We start from the raw sequence: 19,540 nt of genomic DNA, 5'->3' as shown, positions 1-19,540 counted from the left end.
ACATGGATCACCATGTAGATGATGAACCCCATCGCGCTGATCACCGCCGTGGCCACCCAGATCAGCAGCATCGTGGGGACATGGGCCAGGAACACCTGCCAGGCTTTCGTCAGGCTGGGCGGCTCGTAGGCAGCGGAGGAAGCCAAGCAAGAATCGGGGAGGGCGGCCCACGGAATGTAGGCAGCCTGTTCGAGGCGAACAACCAGGAGCCACGACCCAGAGGCGCTACGACCCAGAGGCGCTGCGACCCCGAGGGGCTACAACGCAGAGGGCCTCCAACCCAGGCCCACCGCCCTGCGACACTCCAGGCCGCCATGGATCCTTCAAGCTGGCTGCTGCTCTGCCGCAGCGTGCGCTTCGGTGACACCGACGCCGCTGGTGTGATGCATTTCGCGCGGCTGCTGGAGTGGTGTCACCAGGCCTACGAGGAGAGCCTCGAGCGCTACGGCATCGCCGCGGCCGCTGTGTTCCCGACGCCCGGGACCGCCTTGCCGGTGGCCCTGCCGGTGGTGCACTGCCATGCCGACTTCCGGCGACCGCTGGTGTGCGGCGATCCGCTGGCGATCCGCCTCGCGCCGCAGCGTCTCGACCCCGGCAGCTTCGAAGTGGACTTCACGCTGAGCTGCCAGGGAGACACCGCCGCCACGGCGCTGATCCGCCATGTGGCGATCGACAGCCGGCAGCGCCGCCGCTGCGACCTGCCGGAGCCTCTCAACCGCTGGCTGGAGGCCTCGAGCCTGGGGGGCGTGCGACCGCTGTAGCCCAGAACAGGGCTGCCAGCTGGAGCGGCAGCAGGCTCGCCAGCAGCGCCATCGGATGGAGAGCGCCGTCCTGGGGGATGGCGCCGAAGGCCGTGACACTGGCCCCGGCAGCCGCCAGCAACGGCAGCAGGCCGAGGCGGCCCCTGGAGACGAGCCGGCCCGGCCGTGGCGGCTCGGTGGACATCAGAACCAGTCCTTCACGGCGTCGATGTAGGTGGCCTGGAACTCCTCGTTGGTTTTGGTGAGGTAGAGAATCCCCTCGATCAGACCGATCACGCCCATCACGAAGCTGGCCAGACCACAGGTCACCACCCCACCGGCCAGGGACACCACCAACATGATGATGCCGGGCTTGGTGTAGCCCAGGATGAACTTGTGCACCCCGAAGGCCCCCAGGAAGATGCCGGTCAGCCCCGCCGCGAGCTTCTTGTTGCTCAGTTCGGCATCACTCAGCGTGGACATCGCGGGGCAGGCTCGGGCGGGGGGATCCACCCGCTTCTAGCGATCTCAGCCACTCCTGCCAAGCGGCCCGTTGCCACTTGCCCATCGAGCCGGGCGCCAGGCTGGGGCAGCCCAGCCAGCGGCAGGGACGCTCCGCCGGTGGCCAGGCAGCCGTGGCCTGACGCAGCAGCTCCCGCAGGGCCTGGCCATCGGCCCCGCTGCGCTCCCGCACCAGGGCCACCAGGCGCTGGCCCCACTCGGGATCGTCCACTCCCAGCAGCAGCAGCTCCTGGAGCGGCCAGCGCCGCGCCACGGCCAGCTCCCGCAGCCGCGCCTCAAGCTGCTCGGGGAACACCGTCTCGCCGCCGCTGAGGATCGCCCCGTCCAGCCGGCCGAGCACCACAAGCCCCCCCGCCCCGAGCCGGGCCCCGTCGCCGCTGCGCCACCAGCCATCGGCGCTGCGCGGCAAGGGGGCGAGGCGGCCGTGCCGCAGCACCCCGGGACTGAGCCGATCCGTGCACACCTCCAGGGCCGTGCCTTCTGCGGCAAGCCGCAGGGCCACCCCCGCCAGCGGGGGGCCGCAGCCCTCCTCCCCCGCCAGGAAGGCCTCCGGGGCCAGGGCGGTCACCATCGCGGCCGTCTCGGTGGCGCCGTAGCAGGGTGCGAGCCTCAGGCCCGCCTCCCGGGCCCGGCGGGCCAGCCAGGACGGCAGCGGAGCCCCTCCCACCCAGATCACCGCCAGCCGTTGCAACCAGGCCAGGCCGGCCGGCTCGGCCACCAGCCGGGCCAGCTGGGTGGGCACCAGGGAGATCAGCGCGGCCCGATCGCCGGGGAGAACGGGGAGATCCGCAGGGTCCTGGGGGCGCCGCAGAACCTCGGGCGCAATGGCGACATGGCCGCCCCCCCACTGGCGGGCGCGGATCCAGGGCAGCAGGCCGCTCACATGGTGCAGCGGCAGGGGGTTGAGGTGCACGCAGGCGGCCGGCTCGAGCCCCAGCTCCACCAGCCACCGGCCCGTCGCCGCCGCCGAGGCCTCCAGATGGGCCAGGGGCTGCAGGCACCAGCGCCGCCCCCCACGGCTGCCGCCGCTGCCCACCACCACCCCGGGGCCCCAGTCGGCGGCCAGAACCTCGAGGGTGGCCCTACCAGTGGCGGTGGGGGAGGTGGGAGCCGGGGAGGCGAGGGCCGCAGCCAGGCCAGCGGTCTCCTGGGGGGCGGCCAGGGGAACCACCCGACCGGCCCGCCAGGCCCGCTCCAGCTCCGCAGGGGTCATGCCGCCGCCTCCCACACCCCTTCGGGATCGGGGCTGGCCAGGCCGCCGCCGGGCTGCCAGTCGCCGGCGAGGCCCGGGGCGGTCGGGGTTGGCCCCTGCCCCTGGAGGGCCGCCAGATGCTCCAACCAGCGCCGGCCGATGCCCGTTTCAAAGGCCGTGCTGAGCACCATCCGGGGCGTGCCGCGCTGCAGGGCCGCCAGCAGGGGCCGGGGATCGCCCTCCTGGCTGGGGCGGCGCACCTGCCAGCCGGGCCAGCGATCGGCCTGGGTCGGGTCGTGCCGCAGGGATTCGTCCAGGGCCACCGGCAGCCGCAGCGCCAGCGCCGTCAGGCCAGCCTGGTCGGCCGGATCCAGGGGCTGCTCCAGCCACTGCAGCCGCGGCTCGTCGGCCAGCCGTTCCGCCCAGGCCCAGGCCGTGGCACGGCTCCAGCCCCCGTTGGCGTCCAGGCGCAGCTGGGCCGTGGCGGGCAGGCGGCTGAGGAGCTGCTCGAGCACCCGCCGCTCCCGGGCGTCCTCCCCGGCCGCCACCTTCCATTTGAGCGTCAGCCCTGGCCGGCGCCACACGTCCGGCGGCAACTGGTCGATGGCCCCCAGGGCGGCCTCCCCCGCCGGCAGCAGCACGGCCCCGGCGGGGGCCGGCAGCCAGCGCTGCGGCGGCAGGCCGTCCAGCTCGGCCAGGGCGGCCCCGAGCGCAAAGGCCAGGCTGGCGGGGCAGGTCTGCCGGGCGAGCCACTGCTCCAGCTCCGGCCGGGATCGCAGGCTCCCCAGCGCAGCGATGGCCCGGTCCAGCGGCTCCGGATTCCCCTCCAGCGGGGCTGCCTCCCCCCAACCCAGCGCCCCCTCCGGAGTTTCCAGGCGGAGCAGCCAGCCGTCCTTGCCGTCGAGGCAGCCGCGGGCCGTGATCAGGGGCCGGGGCAGCTCCAGCCGGAAACGGCGCCAGGCGAGGCGGATCGGGCCGGCCCACGGCCGCTCCTGACCCGATCGGAGGGGAGCACCGGCCATGGATCAGATCCAGCGGCCCAGGGCCAGGCCCAGGGCCAGCCCCAGGCCATTGAGCGCCTGAAACCGCAGGGCCAGGAACTTGCTGCCGGCCACCCGCTCCGGCAGGTCATGGTGGCAGCCCAGCAGGGTGATCAGCCGGCGGGCGGGGGGCAGTCCGATCGCCCCGAGCAGGGCCGTGAGCGGCCATCGCCCCAGCACCACCGGCGCCCACTCCAGCGCCAGGGCCAGGGCCACGATCCAGGGCACCAGGGCGGCGGCGGTCGCGGTGCCCAGCTGCACGACGGGGGAGTGCTTGCCATGGGCACGGTCCTCCGCCACCTGGTGGAAATGGGAGCAGAACAGCACCAGCGTGGTGGCCAGGGCGGGGCCCGACCCCAGCACCAGGGCGGCGCCCCAGGGCACGGTCGCCGGGCCGGTCGGGGTCGGGGCCAGGGCCAGCAACCCGGCCGCCGTGGCCAGGGGACCGAAGGCCAGCCAGCAGAGCGGTTCGCCCAGACCGCGATAGCCGAGCCGGAACGGCGGACCCTGGTAGAGGTAGCCGAGGGCGCAGCAGGCCAGCACCAGGGCGAGCACCAGCGGGGTGCTGCCCCAGGCCACCAGCGCCATCAGGGCCAGCCCTGTCCCCAGGCAGGCGTTCGCCCACAGGGCCACCCGGTCGCGGCGACCGGTGAGGTTCACCACCGAGTGGGGCTTGCCGTGGGTGTCCACCCCCGTGTCGGCATCGAAGACATCGTTGGTCAGGTTCTCCCAGGCCAGCAGCAGCACGGCCGCGGCCAGGAAGAGCAGCAGCTGGTCCAGGCGCACCACCTCCGCGCGGCCCCAGCGCCAGCCCGCGGCGAGCAGCACCGGCATCACCGCCACGGCGTACATCGGCCACTTGATGGCCGCCTTCCAGAGCCGGCGGCGGTCGCAATGGGCGGCGGGGGGTTCCGGGGCGGTGGGTTCCGGGGGGGCAGCGGGAGCGGTGGCGTAACGGCTTGCGACGACCTCGGGCTCAGGCATGGGGACCGAAGGCTGCAACCGTGGTGGGACCCATACATTTGAGCAGCTCTTCGCGGTGGCTCCAGGCCCCAGCAGGTGCTGGCTCCCGATTCCTTCACCGATCTGCTGGCCCTGGCCAGCGAGGGCGCCCGCCACGTCGAGGAGGAGGGTGTGCTCAGCCTGGCCATTCCGATGGCCGGAGGGGACCCGATGGCCCTGCTGCCGCGGCTGGACGGGGGCGACAGCTTCCGCTTCCTCTGGGACGGCGCCCCGGGCCTCTGCATCGCCGCCAGCGGCCGCACCAACAGCCTGGAACTGAGCGGCCCGCGCCGCTTCGAACTGGCGCAGCGCTTCGCCAGCGCCAGCCTCAACCGGCTGGCCGGCCATGGCCCCTGTCCCCCCCTGGCCCGGCCGCGGGTGCTGCTGGCCTTCGGCTTCTTCGACGCCCCCCTGGAGGCCGCCCCCGCCGCCGTGCCTGGGGTGCAGGCGGTGCTGCCCCGCTGGCAGCTCAGCCGCCATGGCCGCCATTGCTGGCTGCGGCTGCAGCGGCCCCTCGGGGGGGGAATCACCGCCCGCAGCCTGGCGGAGGAGCTCTGGGAGACCGCCCGCCACCTGGAGCGGCTCAGCGCCGAACCGCCGCAGTTCCAGCCCGTCGGCGTGGCCCTGCGCTCCCCCTGGCAGGAGCACTACCGCCGGGTGGCGGCCCAGGCCCTGGAACTGGTGCAGGCCGACGCCCTGCAGAAGCTGGTGCTGGCCGTGCGCCAGCAGCTCACCCTGACCACCCTTCCCGACCCCCTGGCCCTGCTGGCCCCGCTGCGCCGGCACCAGGGGGGGAGCTGCCGCCTGCTCTGGCAGCGCAGTGCCGGTTCAGCGCTGATCGGAGCCTCCCCGGAGCGGCTGCTGACGATCCGCCAGGGGCAGCTGCGCAGCGATGCCCTGGCCGGCACCGCCCCCGCCGGGGCCAGCGCCGCGGCCCTGCTCCAGTCCGCCAAGGACAGGCTCGAACATGAACTGGTGGTGGACACGATCACCGCCGTGCTCGCCCGGGCCGGCCTTTCCCCCCGACGGCCGCGCCACCCGCGCCTGGCCCGGCACGGCCAGCTGGTCCACCTCCACAGCCCCATCAGCGCCGCCCTGGGCCACCACCAGCCCCTGGCGATCGCGGCGGCCCTCCACCCCACCCCCGCCGTGGCCGGACTGCCGCGGCGGGAGGCCATGGCCTGGCTGCGCAGCCTGGAGCCGTTCGAGCGAGGCCACTACGCCGCGCCGATCGGCTGGGTCGACAGCGCCGGGGATGCCGATCTGCGGGTGGCCATCCGCAGCGGCACCCTGGAGGGTCGCCATCTGGAACTCACCGCCGGCGCCGGCCTCGTGCCCGGCTCGGCCGTGGACCGGGAGCTGCAGGAGGTGACCCTCAAACTGGGCGTCCTGCAGCAGCAGCTCAACCTGCCCCAGCCGCCCCCGATCGCCGCCGGGCTCAGCCTCTGAAGCCCTGGCGGGCCTGGGCTCAGCCCTGAGCCAGGCGTTCGAGGGTGAGGTCGGCCAGGGGGATCCCGCCCAGCCGCTCCACCTCGCGGATGCCGGTCGGACTGGTGACGTTGATCTCGCTCAGGCGACCGTCGATCACATCGATGCCGACGAAGAACAGTCCCTCATCCCGCAGGGCCGGCGCCAGCTCACGGCAGATGCGGCGTTCCTGATCGGTGAGCTCCGTGGCCTGGGGGGCCCCGCCCACCGCCAGGTTGCTGCGGAACTCCCCCCCGCTGGGGATGCGGTTGACGGCGCCCAGGGGCTCGCCGTCGACCAGAAGAATGCGCTTGTCACCGGCCTTCACACCCGGCAGGAAGGCCTGAACCATCACCGGCAACGTCTCCAGGGCGGTGACCAGCTCGAGCAACGCCCGCAGCCCGGGGGTCGCCGCCGCGGCGAACACCACCCCCTGGCCGGCCCGACCGCCCAGGGGCTTGAGCACCACCTCCCCGTGCTGGGCCGTGAAGGTGGCCAGCTGGTCGACCCGGCTGGCCACCAGGGTGGGGGCCATCAGGTGACTCCAGCGCAGGGCACTGAGCTTCTCGTTCCAGGCCCGCAGCGAAGCCGGCCGGTTGAGCACCCGCACCCCCTGGCGCTCGGCCAGGTCGAGCAGATGGGTGGCATAGAGGTAGGCCTCGTCCACGGGGGGGTCCTTGCGCATCCAGACGTGCGCGAAGGCCACCAGGGGGAGCTGCCGGGCCTCGCCGAGCTCGAACCAGGGGGTCGGCACCGACCAGCCATCCGTCAGCGCCTCCATCGGCGCCAGGCGGACGGGCTGGGCCAGCACCCAGGCCCCGTGGCCCTCGGTGCCCCCCTGCCCCTGGGCGCCGGGGCCACCCTCCCGGGCCGAGAGGTCGGCGGGGGTGGCGACCCAGACCGGGTGGCCGGCCCGCTGGGCCGCCTGCATCAGGGCGACGCTGGAATCCTTGGCGGGGTTCAGCCGGGTGATCGGGTCGATCACGAAGAGCTGGGCCCGCTCACCCGGTGCGAAGCCCTGGGAGGAGAGGCTCACCGCTCAGCTCGCCAGCAGGGCGTCCAGCTCACCGCGACGCTCCAGGGCATGGAGGTCGTCGCAGCCGCCCACATGCACGCCGTTGATGAACGTCTGCGGCACGCTGCGACGGCCGCCACTGATCTCGGCCATGGCCGCGCGGGCCCGCTCATCACCGTCGATGGCGTACTCCGTGTAGGCGACCCCCTTGCGGTCGAGCAGGGCCTTGGCCCGGATGCAGAAGGGACAGGCCCGCCAGGTGTAGATCTCGACGTTGGCGGCCATCGGAGCAGGCGAGCAGGCAGGGGGGATCCTAAAAGCGGGCTCCCAGCCAGCTCCGGGGGCGGCGGGACGGTTTGCCGGCCTCGCTGATACGGTCGATCGAACGTCTCGACCTCCCCGGTGCTCGACCTCACCGACTTCAAGCGCGACCTCTCCGAGCTCACTGACCGCCTGGGCGATGCCCAGGACTGTCTTTGACGTACCGGCCCTGAAAGCCCGCCAGCAGGACCTCGAGCAACTCGCCTCCCAACCGGACTTCTGGGACGACCAGCAGGCCGCCCAGAAGCAGATGCGCCTGCTGGACGACGTGAAGGCCCAGCTGGAGCAGCTGCAGCGCTGGCAGGGCGCGGTGGGCGACGCCGAGGCCACCCTGGAGCTCTACGAGCAGGAGGCCGACGGCGAGCTGCTCGAGGAGGCCAACGGTGGTCTGGCCCAGCTGCGCAGCGAGCTCGACCGCTGGGAACTGGAGCGGCTGCTCTCGGGGCCCTACGACAAGGAGGGGGCCGTGCTCACGATCAACGCCGGTGCCGGCGGCACCGATGCCCAGGACTGGGCCCAGATGCTGCTGCGCATGTACACCCGCTGGGCGGAGGACCACGGCATGAAGGTGACCGTGGACGAACTGAGCGAGGGAGAGGAGGCCGGCATCAAGAGCGCCACGATCGAGATCGACGGCCGCTACGCCTACGGCTATCTGCGCAACGAGAAGGGCACCCACCGGCTGGTGCGCATCTCGCCGTTCAACGCCAACGACAAGCGCCAGACCAGCTTTGCGGGCGTGGAGGTCATGCCCAAGATCGAGGAGGAGGTCAAGCTCGACATCCCCGACAAGGACCTGGAGATCACCACCTCCCGCTCCGGCGGCGCCGGGGGCCAGAACGTGAACAAGGTGGAAACCGCGGTGCGCATCCTGCACATCCCCACCGGCCTGTTCGTGCGCTGCACCCAGGAGCGCTCCCAGCTCCAGAACAAGGAGAAGGCGATGGCGCTGCTGATGGCCAAGCTGCTGGTGATCGCCCAGGAGCAGCGGGCCGCCGAGATCGCCGACATCCGCGGCGACATCGTGGAAGCCGCCTGGGGCAACCAGATCCGCAACTACGTGTTCCACCCCTACCAGATGGTGAAGGACCTGCGCACCCAGCACGAGACCACCGATGTGCAGGGCGTGATGGACGGCGACCTCGATCCCTTCATCCAGAGCCTGCTGCACGCCGGCGTCGCCGCCGGGAGCCCCAGCGATGACTGAGCCCGACCCCGCGGCCGATCCCCAGACCCCACCCCCCAGCTTCATCAAGCTGGCCATGCGCAACATGGTGCGCAAGGGTCGCCAGAGCCTGGTGCACTTCGGCCTCACCGCCCTGGGCCTCAGCGCCTTCCTGCTGCTGCTCGCCTGGCTGGGCCGGCCCCAGCTGCCCGGGGGCTGAACCATGCCGCCCCAGGGGCCACTGCCTGAGCTCGATCTGGCCTTCAGTGTCGACGCCGCCCTCCCGGAGGCCCTGCTGAGCGCCGGCGGGGACCTGACGGACCCCGAGGCCGGCAGCAGCCGCTGGCATCTCCGGCTGCTCGCCTGGCTGGAGCAGCTGGGCCCCGAGCTGCCGCCGGACCTGAGGGCAGCGGCCTACAGCCTGGGCCTGGCCCTGGTGACGGATGCGGAGATCGCCGCCCTCAACCAGGACTGGCGGGAGAAGGCCGGGCCCACCGACGTGCTGGCCTTCGCCGCCCAGGACGCCCCGTGCGAGGGGACCCCGCCGATGCCCCTGCCCGCCCCGCAGAGCGGACAGGGACTGGCCGAGGAGGCCGGGACGCTGGAGCTCGGGGACATCGTGATCTCCGTGGAGACCGCAGGCCGCCAGGCCCGCGACCATGGTCACGAGCTGGAGCAGGAGCTGCTGTTCCTGGCCAGCCATGGCCTGCTGCATCTGCTGGGCTGGGATCACCCGGACGACGACGCCCTGACCGTCATGCTGGCCCGCCAGGACGCGCTGCTCGCCGCCCCTGTTCAGCCCGGATAACGGCGGTATGGTGCGGCTGACCCCAGGTGCGGCTGAAGCCATGACCAGCCCCCTCCCCCTCCCGGAACCCCGTCCGCTGCTGATGGAGGCGCCAACCCCGCCCACACCCCGACGGCGCAGGAGCTTTCAGCCTGGACAAGCCCGGTTGGGTGCCTGGGCCGTGGCGGGCGACCTGCCCTCAAGCTTCCGCTACGCCGCCCAGGGGCTGGCCTACGGCTTCCGCAGCCAGCGCAACTTCCGCATCCATGTGTGCACCGGTCTGGTGGTGTTCGGCCTGGGACTCTGGCTGCAGCTGAGCGCCGATCGCCTCGCCCTGCTGGTGCTCACCGTCGCGGCCGTGCTCGTGCTGGAGCTGCTCAACACGGCCACCGAGGCCGTGGTGGATCTGGCCATCGGTCGCCAGTTCCACCCCCTGGCCCGCATCGCCAAGGACTGTGCGGCCGCCGCGGTGCTGGTGGCGGCCCTCTCCTCCATGCTGATTGCCCTGCTGCTGCTGGTTCCCCCCCTGGTGACCCGGCTCGGTCGTTGAATGGGGCCTGGCCCCGGGCGGCAATGCTCCTCGTTCTCGACAACTACGACAGCTTCACCTTCAACCTCGTGCAGTACCTGGGGGAGCTGGCCGACCGCCATCCCCTGGCCGCCGAGCTGCGGGTGGAGCGCAACGACGCCCTCAGCCTGGAGGAGATCCGCGCCCTGGACCCCGCCGCGATCCTGATCTCCCCGGGGCCCGGGGATCCCGACCAGTCCGGAGTCTGCCTCGAGGTGCTGCGGGAACTGAGTCCCACGGTCCCCACCCTGGGGGTGTGCCTCGGACACCAGTCGATCGCCCAGGTGTACGGCGGTCGGGTGGTGCGGGCGCGGGAGCTGATGCACGGCAAGACCTCGCCAGTGCTGCACCAGGGCGCCGGCGTGTTCGAGGGTCTGCCCAACCCCCTCACCGCCACCCGCTACCACAGCCTGATCGCCGAGCGCGACTCGCTGCCCGACTGCCTGGAGATCACCGCCTGGCTGGAGGACGGCACGATCATGGGGTTGCGCCACCGAGCCTTCCCCCACCTGCAGGGGGTGCAGTTCCATCCGGAGAGCGTGCTCACCCAGAGCGGCCATGACCTGCTGGCCAACTTCCTGCGCCAGGCGGCAGGCTGAACCCCCCACCGGGGCAGCACCGAGCAACGCTGCTAGCTTCGCGCCACCCGAGTGGGCCCGCACCGAATGGCCAGCGCCGCCAGCCTCCGCCCTGAACGCCCCGCCCGGCGCCCCCCCCGGCTGACGGTGGCGTGGGCCGCCCTGACCGGCGGAGCCACCCTGGTCGGCGCAGCAACCCTGATCGGCAGCCTGGCGCTGAGCGGCCTGCCGGCCCGGGCGGGCAGCGGCGTGACGATCACCAGCTATGGCCACAGTGCCCTGATGATCCGCGGTGGCGGAGCCAGCGTGCTGGTCAACCCGTTCAAGGCCGTGGGCTGCGCCGCCGGCCTGGCGGAACCACGGGTGGGCGCCTCGGTGATCCTGGCCAGCAGCCGCCTGCTGGACGAGGGGGCTCCGGTCGCGAGCGGCAAGTTTCTGGCGGATCCGGGTTCCTACCGGGTGGCCGGCCTGAAGATCGAGGGCATCGCCGCTCCCCACGACCGGGTGGGGGGGCGCCGCTTCGGCCTGTCCACCCTCTGGCGCTGGGAGCAGGGCGGACTGAGCTTTGCCCATCTCGGTGGCACCGCCGCCCGCCTGAGCCCCTCCGACAAGGTCATGCTGGGCCGCCCGGATGTGCTGATCCTCGGCGTCGGTGGCGGGGCGAAGGTCTACGACGCGAGCGAAGCCGCCGAGATCGTGCGCGAACTGCAGCCCCGGGTGGTCATCCCCGTGCAGTACACCGCGGGCTCCGCACCCCAGGACTGTGACCAGGGCGGGGTCGAGCCCTTTCTGCAGGCCATGGGGGGCACGCCGGTGCGGCGGCCGGGCCGCAGCCTGAGCCTGCCCGGCCAGCTGGCCGACGGCCCGGTGATCGAGGTCATGCGCTGAGTTCCGCGCCGCTGAGCCCCTCGATGGCGGCGTAGGCCTCCCAGAAGCGCTGCATCTGCTCGATGGTGCCGATGCTCACCCGCAGTGAGCCCTCGATCAGCGGCTTGCCCGCCATGGAGCGCACCAGGATGCGGGCCTTCCGGAGGCGCCGCTCCACCTCCAGAGCCGGGCTTTCGGGCCAGAGCAGGAAGTAGTTGCCGCCGGCGGCATGGTGCCGCACCCCGGCGGCGGCCAGCTGCGCCAGGATCCAGCCGCGGGCCCGCAGCACCTCGGCCACATAGCCATCGATGTAGGCCTGGTCGGCCAGGGCCGCGAGGGCGGCGGTCACCGCAAAGCTGTTGATGTCGTAGGGCCCGGTGACCCGGGCGAGGCGATCCACCACCGAGGGAGCACCGATGGCGAAGCCGATGCGCAGCCCGGCCAGGCCGGCCGTCTTGGCCAGGGAGCGCAGCACCAGCAGATTGGGGGTGGCGGCGAAATCGACCAGCGGCAGCACGCTGTCGCCGGTGAAGGCCTCGTAGAGCTCATCCACCACCACCAGGGTGTGGGGCGCCGCGGCAGCCAGCTCGAGGATGGGCTCCGGCGCCAGACGGGTGCCGGTGGGGTTGTTGGGATTGCAGATCAGCAGAATGCGCGGGCGGGGCACATCGAGCAGGATCCGGCGGATCTCCTCGAGCGGGAAGGCGAACTCGGGGCCCTCGTAGGGCACCGCCTCGATCGCCATGCCCTGCATGCGGGCACAGGGGCCGTAGTAGCCGAAGGTCGGACGCGTGGTGAGCAGGATGTGGCCGAGTTCACCGAAGGCGTGAAAGACGGCATGGATCGCGGCATCCACCCCGTTGAACAGGCCGATCTGGGCCGGGACCAGGGGCCGGGCGAGGCCGGGTGTGGTGGCCATCAGGTTGGCCACCACCGCCTCCCGCAGGCCGTTGTATTCGGGATAGATGGCGTAGTGCTCCGCCGGAATGGCCCGGATGGCCTCCACCACCAGGGGACTCGGCCCCAGGGTGTTCTCGTTGAAGTCCAGTCGCAGCAGCCCGCGCCGGCCCTCGAGCGGAGCGCTGTAGGCCTGCAGGATCTCCACCTCCATACGGGCCTGGGGGAAGGGCGGCTGGGTCACGGGGGCGATGGCGCACCGGCGGTGCCATCATCCCGCGCCCCCAGCAGCACGGGCGGCCGCTGCAGCCGACCGGCCGCTGCGCGGCAGGAGCTGCCGGGGTGGGGCTGGCTGTCCACGCTGCCAAGGCTGCCCAGGCTGCCCAGGAGGTTCAGCGCTGGGCTGGGCGACCCGGCACGGCGCCCGGGGCCCCGGCATAGGTGCGCCCCTTCCAGGCCCCTCCTCTACCGGCCCAGTGGCGCCGGGCGGAATCGAGCGTCATCAGCGTGTAGAGCAGGGCGACAGCAGGCAGGGCAGGGGCATGCCAGCGGGACTGGCGATAGAAGCGGAGCATGGGCGCGTAGGCGGCCGCCATCAGCAGCCAGGCCGCCAGACCCAGGGCGCTCAGCAACGGGTTGCCCAACACCATCCCCAGGCCGAGCCCCAGGGGCGGCATGGCATAGATCAACCCCATCGCCAGCACGGTGCCCAGCAGCCCCAGGGGGGAATGGTGCAACTGGCTGAAGGCGGTACGGGCCACCATGGTCCAGATCGATGCCAGATCCGGATAGGGCCGCAGGCTCACCGTGGTGTCGCTGAGGCCCAGCCAGATCCGTCCCTCGCCGTTCAGCGCCCGCTCGCTGTCCTTCACCGAGCGCGCCAGGCTGCAGTCGTCGATCAGCGCCTGCCGGATCGTCTCCAGCCCGCCGCTGCGGCGCAGGGCGTCGGTGCGGATCAGGATGCAGCCGCCGGCCGCCGCCGCGGTGGTGCGCCGCGGGTCATTGACCCAGCGGAAGGGATACAGCTTGCAGAAGAAGAACACGAAGGCGGGAATCAGCCAGCGCTCCCAGACACTCGTGCAGCGCAGCCGCACCATCTGCGACACCAGCGCCAGCCGCTCGGCTTCCGCCCGCGCCACCAGGCGGGCGAGGTTGCCGGGATCGTGGGCGATGTCCGCGTCGCTGAACAGCAGGTAGGTGGGGGACGGCTGCAGCGCCTCGGCCCGGCGCACCCCCTGGGCCAGGGCCCAGAGCTTGCCGCTCCAGCCCACCGGCAGGGGAGCCCCCGGCAGGATTTCCAGCTGATCGCCGCAGCCCAGGCGCTCGGCCGTGATCCGGGCCGCGTCGGCGGTGCCGTCGTCGCTCTGGTCATCGACCAGCAGCACCCGCAGCGGTCCGCCATAGGACTGGCCCAGCAACGAAGCCAGGGCGCGGGGCAGCACATCGACCTCGTTGCGGGCCGGAATCACCACACACACCGGCGGCAGCCCCCCACCCTCGGCGGCTCCGGGCGGAGCGCCGCCCTCCTGGTGGGCCTCGACCCGCCAGAACTGGCCGCGCCCCACCAGCAGAATCACCCAGATCAGCAGGGAGAGTGCGGCGAGGATCTGCAGGGTCGCGACCATGCTCATGCCGAGGCGTGCATCGGTGGGTGAGGCAGGTGCCGTTTGGTTTGCGGATTGCTCCGCAGTGTGCTGCTTGTTGTCTTGCGGCCAGAATTCCTCACAACTCGCCCCACAATCTTGTCGATGATAAAGTCTGTGACTTCATTCTGAAATCGCCACAAGCTGTCCCGTGCAAGACATAATCACACCCTCAGCCTTGCATAGGACCATTCAGGCCAGCCAAAATCATCTGCTGTCGATTCAACATTCTGACGGCTACTGGTGGTCTGAGCTCGAGTCGAACGTCACCATGACGGCCGAAGCGGTGCTGCTCCACAGGATCTGGAACAGCGGCGACAGCCGCCCGCTGCACAAGGCGGAGCCCTACCTCCGCGCCCAGCAGCGGGAGCATGGGGGATGGGAGCTTTTTCATGGCGATGGCGGCGACCTGAGCACGTCGGTGGAGGCCTACATGGCCCTGCGCCTGCTGGGGGTGGCGGCCGGAGATCCGGCCCTGGTGGCAGCAAAAACATTCATCCTTTCCAGGGGAGGAATCGAGCGCTGCCGCATCTTCACCAAGCTCCATCTTGCGCTGATCGGCTGTTACCCATGGGCAGGGGTGCCCTCCATTCCCGCCTGGGTGATGCTCTTCCCCACCTGGTTTCCGTTCACCATCTATGAGCTGTCCAGCTGGGCCCGTGGCAGCACCGTGCCGCTGCTGATCGTGTTTGATCAGAAGCCCGTCTTCCAGATGAATCCCTCCATTCAGCTGGATGAGCTGTATGCCGATCCGCGTGCCAGATCGCGGCCGTCTCTGCCGCGCAGCGGCGGTCTGGGCGATGTCTTCGTGCTGCTCGATTCGGTGTTCAAGCTGATGGAACGGCTCCGCCTGGTGCCGTTCCGCCGCAGGGGCCTCCGCGCCGCCGAGCGCTGGATGCTGGAGCGGCAGGAGACCAGCGGCGACTGGGGCGGGATCATCCCCGCCATGCTCAATTCCCTGCTTGCCCTGCGCTGCCTCGACTATGACGTCCACGATCCGATCGTGGTGCGTGGCCTCGAAGCGGTGGATCGCTTCACGATCGAGACGGCCGATCAGTGGCGGGTCCAACCCTGCGTGTCACCGGTGTGGGACACGGCCCTGGCGATGCGCGCCCTGCGTGCCTCCGGCCTGGCCGCCCAGCATCCGGCCCTGGTGCGTGGCGGGGAATGGCTGCTGGGCAAACAGATCCTCGACTACGGCGACTGGGCGATCAAGAACCGCAGGGGGCAACCCGGCGCCTGGGCGTTCGAGTTCGAAAACCGCTTCTATCCCGATGTGGACGACACGGCCGTGGTGGTGATGGCCCTGGCCACCGTGTCGCTGGCCGATGAGGGGCTGAGGCAACAGGCGATGCGCCGCGGCGTGGCCTGGATCCTCACGATGCAGTGCCGCCAGGGGGGCTGGGCTGCCTTCGACCTCAACAACAACCAGAACTGGCTCAATGCCCTGCCCTACGCCGACCTCAAGGCGATGATCGACCCCAACACCGCTGACGTCACGGCCCGGGTGCTGGAGATGCTGGGCCGCCTCGGCCACCGTTCCCCAGGCAGCGCCGCAAGCCCTGCAATCGAGCGGGCCCTTGCCTATCTGCTCGGGGAGCAGGAAGCCGAGGGGTGCTGGTTCGGCCGCTGGGGGGTCAACTACATCTATGGCACCAGCGGCGCGCTGGCGGCCCTGGCGGCGATCGCCCCGGATCGCGCCGCGGGGGCGATCGCACGGGGCGCCCGCTGGCTGCTGGGCTGTCAGAACGCCGATGGGGGCTGGGGGGAGAGCTGCCGCAGCTATGGGGATCCGCTGCTCAAGGGGGTGGGCCTCAGCACCGCCTCCCAGACCGCCTGGGCCATGATCGGCCTGCTGGCCTGCGCGGGCCTGGATACCGCGCACGCCGCCGAGGTGCGCGACGCCCTGGGACGCGCGGCGAGCTACCTGGTGAGCAGCCAGGGGGCGGATGGAACCTGGGAGGAAGCGGAGTTCACCGGCACCGGCTTTCCAGGTCACTTCTACCTGAAGTACCACCTCTACCAACAGCACTTTCCGCTCACCGCGCTGAGCGGCTACGCCGCACTCGGCGACGCGGTGCCCAGCAGTTGATGGGTCAGCCCGGCGAGAGCCCGCAAGGCCCGTACCGATCCAAGCATCAGGCGCACGGCCGGCAGGGGGCGTTTCAGCAGCGCCAGCAGCAGCGGGCCCGTCAGCAGCACCCCTGAGGAGGACACGGCGCCTGAAATGTCCGGTAGGTCATGGCGCCGGTCATCGCTCACGACCCGAACAATCGCCAGCTGGTGGCCAGCCGCCGTGAGCATCTCCAGGGCGGTGAAGCCCTCCATGTCCACCACGTCGGCCCCCGTCTGGGCATGGAGCTGGAGCTTCTCGCGGCGGCTGCACACCACAGCTGCACTGGTGAACAGCCGCGCCCGCTGGAGCTGGGCCGGGGTGGCCCCGAGGACGGCGGTCAGCGCAGGGTCGCAGGGCAACCAGCGGATCTGGCCAGCACCGCCCAGCTGAGCGCAAAGCTCCACAAGCACCCCATCGCCCACCTGCAGCCGCTCACCGAGTGCACCAGCGAGGCCCATCAGCAGGATGCGGGAGCCTGGTTTCAGGGTGGGGTCGCTGGCGAGCCACTGGCTCAGGTGAGCCGACAGGGCTGCGGGACCCAGCGGGATGGCCTGCACCGCTGGAGCAGCAGAACCGCCGCGGCTGACAGCCGCCCTGACGACGCGATGTTCGATGCCGCTGGGAACAAGGATCAGATCCACGGCGCCGTTCTGCGCGGAGGGTGGTTGCATCACCTCAGCGAAGGTGGACTCACAAACACGACAGGCCATCGCGCCGATTGGAATGCACGCTAGTGACACCTGTGCCTGTGCACAGGGGAAGGCGGCGCACGGAAACAAATGAGGGCGCAGAATGGGTTTAAGATCACGCCTCCATGGAGATCAGGCAAGCGTGGCCAGTGTGCAATCTCCGGGCGAGACAACATCAGTCCGCCAGAGGTTGAACATCTCACGCCTGGCGATCAGGTATCCGCGGATCACGATCGGCTTCTGGATTGCCGTCGTCATCGCCGGCCTGGTGGCCTTCGGCTCACTGCGCTATGCCCTGTTCCCGGACATCACCTTTCCCGTGGTGGTGGTACATGCCACGGTCCAACCCACACCATCAACCCTGGCCACGGAAACCGCTCTCACCATCCCGATTGAAGCGAAGCTACGGAATCTTGCGGATCTCGATGATGTGACCTCCACCACCTCAGCTGGACGGGTGACGGCAAGAGTCTCCTTCCAGGTGGGCAAGAGCCTGGAGGAGGCCACCCAGGAAACCCTGGCGGCCCTGGGGTCCGCCGGCCTGCCTGAGAACACGATCCTGGACACGGTGCCGCTGAACCTGAATGAATCGGCAGCAGTCAGCTATGTGATCCAGAGCTCCACGCGACCACCCTCGCAACTCGTCAGCCTGGTCGAGAAGCAGATCACACCGATGATCCAGGAGGTGAACGGTGTCCTCAGAGTCCGACAGATCGGAGCTCTGGAGCGGAGCATGGCGACCTCGGACGCCATCGCGGATGGGGCCTCCGCCCCGATGCTGGCGCGATGGGATGGAAGGAACGCGCTCGCCCTCGAAGTGGTGAAGACGGGTGACGCCAACACACTCGAGCTGGTTCAGCGTCTTGACCTTGTGATGGAGAAGGCCCGTCGCACAATTCCCGACATCGAGATCATTCAGGCCGCGACCCAGGCCAACTACATCAGGGAGGCGAATCTGGCCACGCTGGAATCGATCGCCATAGCCGTGGCACTATCGGTCATTGTCATCTACCCGTTTCTCTGGAACTGGAAGGCCACCCTCATTGCCGCCCTGGCGATTCCAACATCACTGTTCGGAACGTTCATCGTGATGGCCGTCAGTGGCTTCGACCTCGAGACGATCACCCTGCTGGCCATTGCTCTGGTTGTAGGCATCATCGTCGACGACGCCATTGTGGATGTGGAGAACATCTCGCGTCATCTCGACCTTGGGAAGTCGCCGCGCGAGGCGGCAATCACCGCCACCGATGAAGTGAGCCTCACGGTGACGTCGTCCACGCTCACGATCGCCGCCGTCTTCCTGCCGGTCGGCCTGATGGGCGGGGTGGTGGGCCAGTTCTTCCGCCCCTTCGGTCTCACCGTTTCGGCAGCGGTTCTGATTTCACTCCTGGTGGCCCGCACCCTGTCGCCCGTGCTGGCGATGTACTGGCTGAGAAGCTCCCCCCAGCGCTCTGAAGGGCAGCCTTGGCAGGCCGTGCTGAACCGGTATCGAGCCGGGCTGCACTGGGCCTTGAGGCATCGAGGCCTGGTGGTGGCGTTGACCTTCTCCAGCCTGCTGCTGGGCGTGGCCCTGGTGGGCCAGGTGGACAAAGGCTTCATCCCAAGGCTGGATCGTGGTGAATTCATCGTGCGGTTCGCCTCCCAACCGCAGCCGTCAGCCTCGCCGCAGGCATCTGCGGATCCGTCGCCCAGCCAGGCTCAGGCGATGCAAGCCCAGCTTCTGGACACCCAGAAGGCTGCTGAAAGGATCGAAGCGCTGATCAGGAGCAACCCGGATGTCAAGGAGGTCTACACAACGGTCGGCAGTCGCTGGGGACAGACGGATACGGGGGAACTGCTGGTGCGGCTGAAACCGAAGCGTGAGAACTCCACCCTGGAGATTCAGGATGCCATTCGTACCAAGCTGGCAAGCCTCGACGCGGTGAAACTCAGCGTGGAGGACATTCCCTTCGTGGACACCGGCAGTGAGCAACCGATCCAGGTCAGGCTCTTCGGTGAGGACATCGCGACCCTGGAGCAGACGGCAACCGTCCTGGAACGACGCCTCAGCCGTCTGCCCGGCCTCGTGGATGTGTCCACGACCGCCAACACTCCCACAGCAGATGCCGCCGAGGCGGCGCAGGAACATCGCGATGGTCGGCGTGTTCGCTATGTGCGCGCCAACCTGTTGCCCGGCACGTCAGTGGAGCTGGCAACGTCTCAGATCCGCGCCGCCGCGAAGGGTTCACTCCCCAATGGCGTGACCATGGAGCTCGGCGGTGACTCGGCACGGATCCGGGAGATCCTTTCGAGTTTTGCGCTCACCCTGGGCCTGGGCATTGGCTGCATGCTGGCAGTGCTGGTGGTCCTCTACAGGAGCTGGAGCGATCCCCTGATCATCATGGTTTCATTGCCCCTTTCATTCTGTGGGGCCATGGTGTCGCTGCTGTTGACAGGCCAGGAGTTTGGCATGATCTCCGTGATCGGTGTGATTTTCCTGATGGGCCTCACGGACAAGAATGCCATCATCATGATCGACTACATCAATCAGCTCCGCGCGTGCGGGCAGGGGTCAACCGAGGCCATCATCAGCGGCGCCACCGTGCGGCTTCGGCCGATCCTGATGACCTCCGCGGCCACGGTTCTTGGGATGCTGCCGGTGGCGCTGGGGCTGGGAGCAGGTTCAGAACTGCGGGCACCGATGGCCATCGCCATCATTGGGGGTCTGATCACATCGACGCTGCTGAGTCTTATCGTGATTCCTGTGATGGTGAGCCTCCTGGATAGGTTCAAACGACGGGTCTCAGCAGAGGTCGTCTCCGTCAACTGAGCCATGGAATGTTCCACGGAATGGACCATGGTGCCTCGGAAGGTCTTCGTGACAGGGGGATCTGGTTTCATCGGCACCAATTTGATTCGTCTTCTCCTGGACCAGGGCTACCACGTGAAGGC

21 protein-coding genes are annotated in these 19,540 nt (G+C 70.2%); 11 read left to right on the top strand and 10 right to left on the bottom strand.

Annotated features, from left to right (window positions below):
- The first annotated feature begins 314 nt into the window (after nt 1-314).
- Nucleotides 315-761: an acyl-CoA thioesterase gene (locus ACLD7X_RS13110; protein WP_411424094.1), complete on the top strand. Its 447-nt coding sequence runs from the start codon at nt 315-317 to the stop codon at nt 759-761.
- Here the strand turns inward: ACLD7X_RS13110 and ACLD7X_RS13105 are convergent.
- Genes ACLD7X_RS13105 through menA form a run of 5 tightly spaced genes read right to left on the bottom strand, consistent with a single transcriptional unit; the run spans nt 712 to nt 4,478 of the window.
- A complete protein-coding gene (locus ACLD7X_RS13105; protein ID WP_411424093.1) occupies nt 712-945 on the bottom strand; it encodes a hypothetical protein in 234 nt (77 codons plus the stop codon). The genes ACLD7X_RS13110 and ACLD7X_RS13105 overlap by 50 nt on opposite strands.
- Nucleotides 945-1,223: a TM2 domain-containing protein gene (locus tag ACLD7X_RS13100; protein WP_411424092.1), complete on the bottom strand. Its 279-nt coding sequence runs from the start codon at nt 1,221-1,223 to the stop codon at nt 945-947. The genes ACLD7X_RS13105 and ACLD7X_RS13100 overlap by 1 nt, the downstream gene beginning before the upstream one ends.
- Nucleotides 1,207-2,475, bottom strand: coding sequence for an AMP-binding protein (locus ACLD7X_RS13095; RefSeq protein WP_411424091.1), 1,269 nt, complete (start codon nt 2,473-2,475; stop codon nt 1,207-1,209). The genes ACLD7X_RS13100 and ACLD7X_RS13095 overlap by 17 nt, the downstream gene beginning before the upstream one ends.
- Nucleotides 2,472-3,476 carry an o-succinylbenzoate synthase gene (menC, locus tag ACLD7X_RS13090; protein WP_411424090.1) on the bottom strand — a complete coding sequence of 335 codons (1,005 nt, stop codon included), beginning with the start codon at nt 3,474-3,476 and terminating at the stop codon, nt 2,472-2,474. The genes ACLD7X_RS13095 and menC overlap by 4 nt, the downstream gene beginning before the upstream one ends.
- A 3-nt stretch (nt 3,477-3,479) precedes the next feature.
- Complete coding sequence (gene menA / locus ACLD7X_RS13085) at nt 3,480-4,478, bottom strand: 2-carboxy-1,4-naphthoquinone phytyltransferase (protein WP_411424089.1); 999 nt, start codon at nt 4,476-4,478, stop codon at nt 3,480-3,482.
- Nucleotides 4,479-4,553: 75 nt separating this feature from the next.
- On the opposite strand from menA, the gene ACLD7X_RS13080 reads away from it, so the two are divergent.
- Entirely contained in the window at nt 4,554-5,945 is a 1,392-nt protein-coding gene (locus ACLD7X_RS13080; protein ID WP_411424088.1) for an isochorismate synthase, read from the top strand.
- A 19-nt stretch (nt 5,946-5,964) separates the two neighbouring features.
- Here the strand turns inward: ACLD7X_RS13080 and gshB are convergent, their stop codons facing one another.
- Nucleotides 5,965-6,999 (bottom strand): glutathione synthase, encoded by a 1,035-nt coding sequence (gene gshB, locus ACLD7X_RS13075; protein ID WP_411424087.1) that lies wholly within the window; start codon nt 6,997-6,999, stop codon nt 5,965-5,967.
- A 3-nt stretch (nt 7,000-7,002) separates the two neighbouring features.
- Entirely contained in the window at nt 7,003-7,263 is a 261-nt protein-coding gene (gene grxC, locus ACLD7X_RS13070; protein WP_411424086.1) for a glutaredoxin 3, read from the bottom strand.
- A 117-nt stretch (nt 7,264-7,380) separates the two neighbouring features.
- On the opposite strand from grxC, the gene prfB reads away from it, so the two are divergent.
- The 6 genes from prfB (at nt 7,381) to ACLD7X_RS13040 (ending at nt 11,285) form a co-directional block, all read left to right on the top strand.
- Nucleotides 7,381-8,506 (top strand): peptide chain release factor 2 gene (gene prfB / locus ACLD7X_RS13065; protein ID WP_411424085.1). Its coding sequence is split into 2 segments (ribosomal slippage): nt 7,381-7,455 and nt 7,457-8,506, totalling 1,125 coding nucleotides; the frame shifts between segments, so codons are not numbered across the junction.
- On the top strand, nt 8,499-8,684 hold the full coding sequence (locus ACLD7X_RS13060; RefSeq protein ID WP_411424084.1) for a DUF3285 domain-containing protein: 186 nt from the start codon (nt 8,499-8,501) through the stop codon (nt 8,682-8,684). The genes prfB and ACLD7X_RS13060 overlap by 8 nt, the downstream gene beginning before the upstream one ends.
- A gap of 3 nt (nt 8,685-8,687) precedes the next feature.
- Nucleotides 8,688-9,272: an rRNA maturation RNase YbeY gene (gene ybeY, locus ACLD7X_RS13055; RefSeq protein WP_411424083.1), complete on the top strand. Its 585-nt coding sequence runs from the start codon at nt 8,688-8,690 to the stop codon at nt 9,270-9,272.
- A 40-nt stretch (nt 9,273-9,312) separates the two neighbouring features.
- Entirely contained in the window at nt 9,313-9,801 is a 489-nt protein-coding gene (locus ACLD7X_RS13050; protein ID WP_411424082.1) for a diacylglycerol kinase family protein, read from the top strand.
- A 23-nt stretch (nt 9,802-9,824) separates the two neighbouring features.
- Nucleotides 9,825-10,418, top strand: coding sequence for an anthranilate synthase component II (locus ACLD7X_RS13045; protein ID WP_411424081.1), 594 nt, complete (start codon nt 9,825-9,827; stop codon nt 10,416-10,418).
- 66 nt (nt 10,419-10,484) lie between these two features.
- Nucleotides 10,485-11,285, top strand: coding sequence for an MBL fold metallo-hydrolase (locus ACLD7X_RS13040; RefSeq protein WP_412006929.1), 801 nt, complete (start codon nt 10,485-10,487; stop codon nt 11,283-11,285).
- Here the strand turns inward: ACLD7X_RS13040 and ACLD7X_RS13035 are convergent.
- Together ACLD7X_RS13035 and ACLD7X_RS13030 are read right to left on the bottom strand one after the other, a co-directional pair.
- Nucleotides 11,275-12,405, bottom strand: coding sequence for a pyridoxal phosphate-dependent aminotransferase (locus tag ACLD7X_RS13035; RefSeq protein ID WP_411424079.1), 1,131 nt, complete (start codon nt 12,403-12,405; stop codon nt 11,275-11,277). The two genes, ACLD7X_RS13040 and ACLD7X_RS13035, sit on opposite strands and share 11 nt — an antisense overlap.
- A gap of 148 nt (nt 12,406-12,553) precedes the next feature.
- Nucleotides 12,554-13,786: a glycosyltransferase gene (locus ACLD7X_RS13030; protein ID WP_411424096.1), complete on the bottom strand. Its 1,233-nt coding sequence runs from the start codon at nt 13,784-13,786 to the stop codon at nt 12,554-12,556.
- Between the two features lie 169 nt (nt 13,787-13,955).
- Here ACLD7X_RS13030 and shc point away from each other — a divergent pair, with 169 nt between their 5' ends.
- Nucleotides 13,956-15,896 carry a squalene--hopene cyclase gene (gene shc / locus ACLD7X_RS13025; protein ID WP_412006928.1) on the top strand — a complete coding sequence of 647 codons (1,941 nt, stop codon included), beginning with the start codon at nt 13,956-13,958 and terminating at the stop codon, nt 15,894-15,896.
- On the opposite strand, the gene ACLD7X_RS13020 is transcribed toward shc, so the two are convergent.
- Nucleotides 15,860-16,591 carry a phosphorylase family protein gene (locus ACLD7X_RS13020; protein ID WP_411424077.1) on the bottom strand — a complete coding sequence of 244 codons (732 nt, stop codon included), beginning with the start codon at nt 16,589-16,591 and terminating at the stop codon, nt 15,860-15,862. The two genes, shc and ACLD7X_RS13020, sit on opposite strands and share 37 nt — an antisense overlap.
- A gap of 121 nt (nt 16,592-16,712) precedes the next feature.
- On the opposite strand from ACLD7X_RS13020, the gene ACLD7X_RS13015 reads away from it, so the two are divergent.
- Nucleotides 16,713-19,418, top strand: coding sequence for an efflux RND transporter permease subunit (locus ACLD7X_RS13015; protein WP_425625201.1), 2,706 nt, complete (start codon nt 16,713-16,715; stop codon nt 19,416-19,418).
- 3 nt (nt 19,419-19,421) lie between these two features.
- Nucleotides 19,422-19,540, top strand: a 119-nt coding sequence (locus ACLD7X_RS13010) for an NAD-dependent epimerase/dehydratase family protein (RefSeq protein WP_411424095.1), incomplete at its 3' end; no start/stop codon positions are given.

Source organism: Aphanothece microscopica RSMan92 (assembly GCF_046613545.2).
Classification (GTDB): domain Bacteria; phylum Cyanobacteriota; class Cyanobacteriia; order PCC-6307; family Cyanobiaceae; genus NIES-981.
Note: the sequence above shows the minus strand (reverse complement) of the source record. Positions and strands in the feature narration are given on the sequence as shown.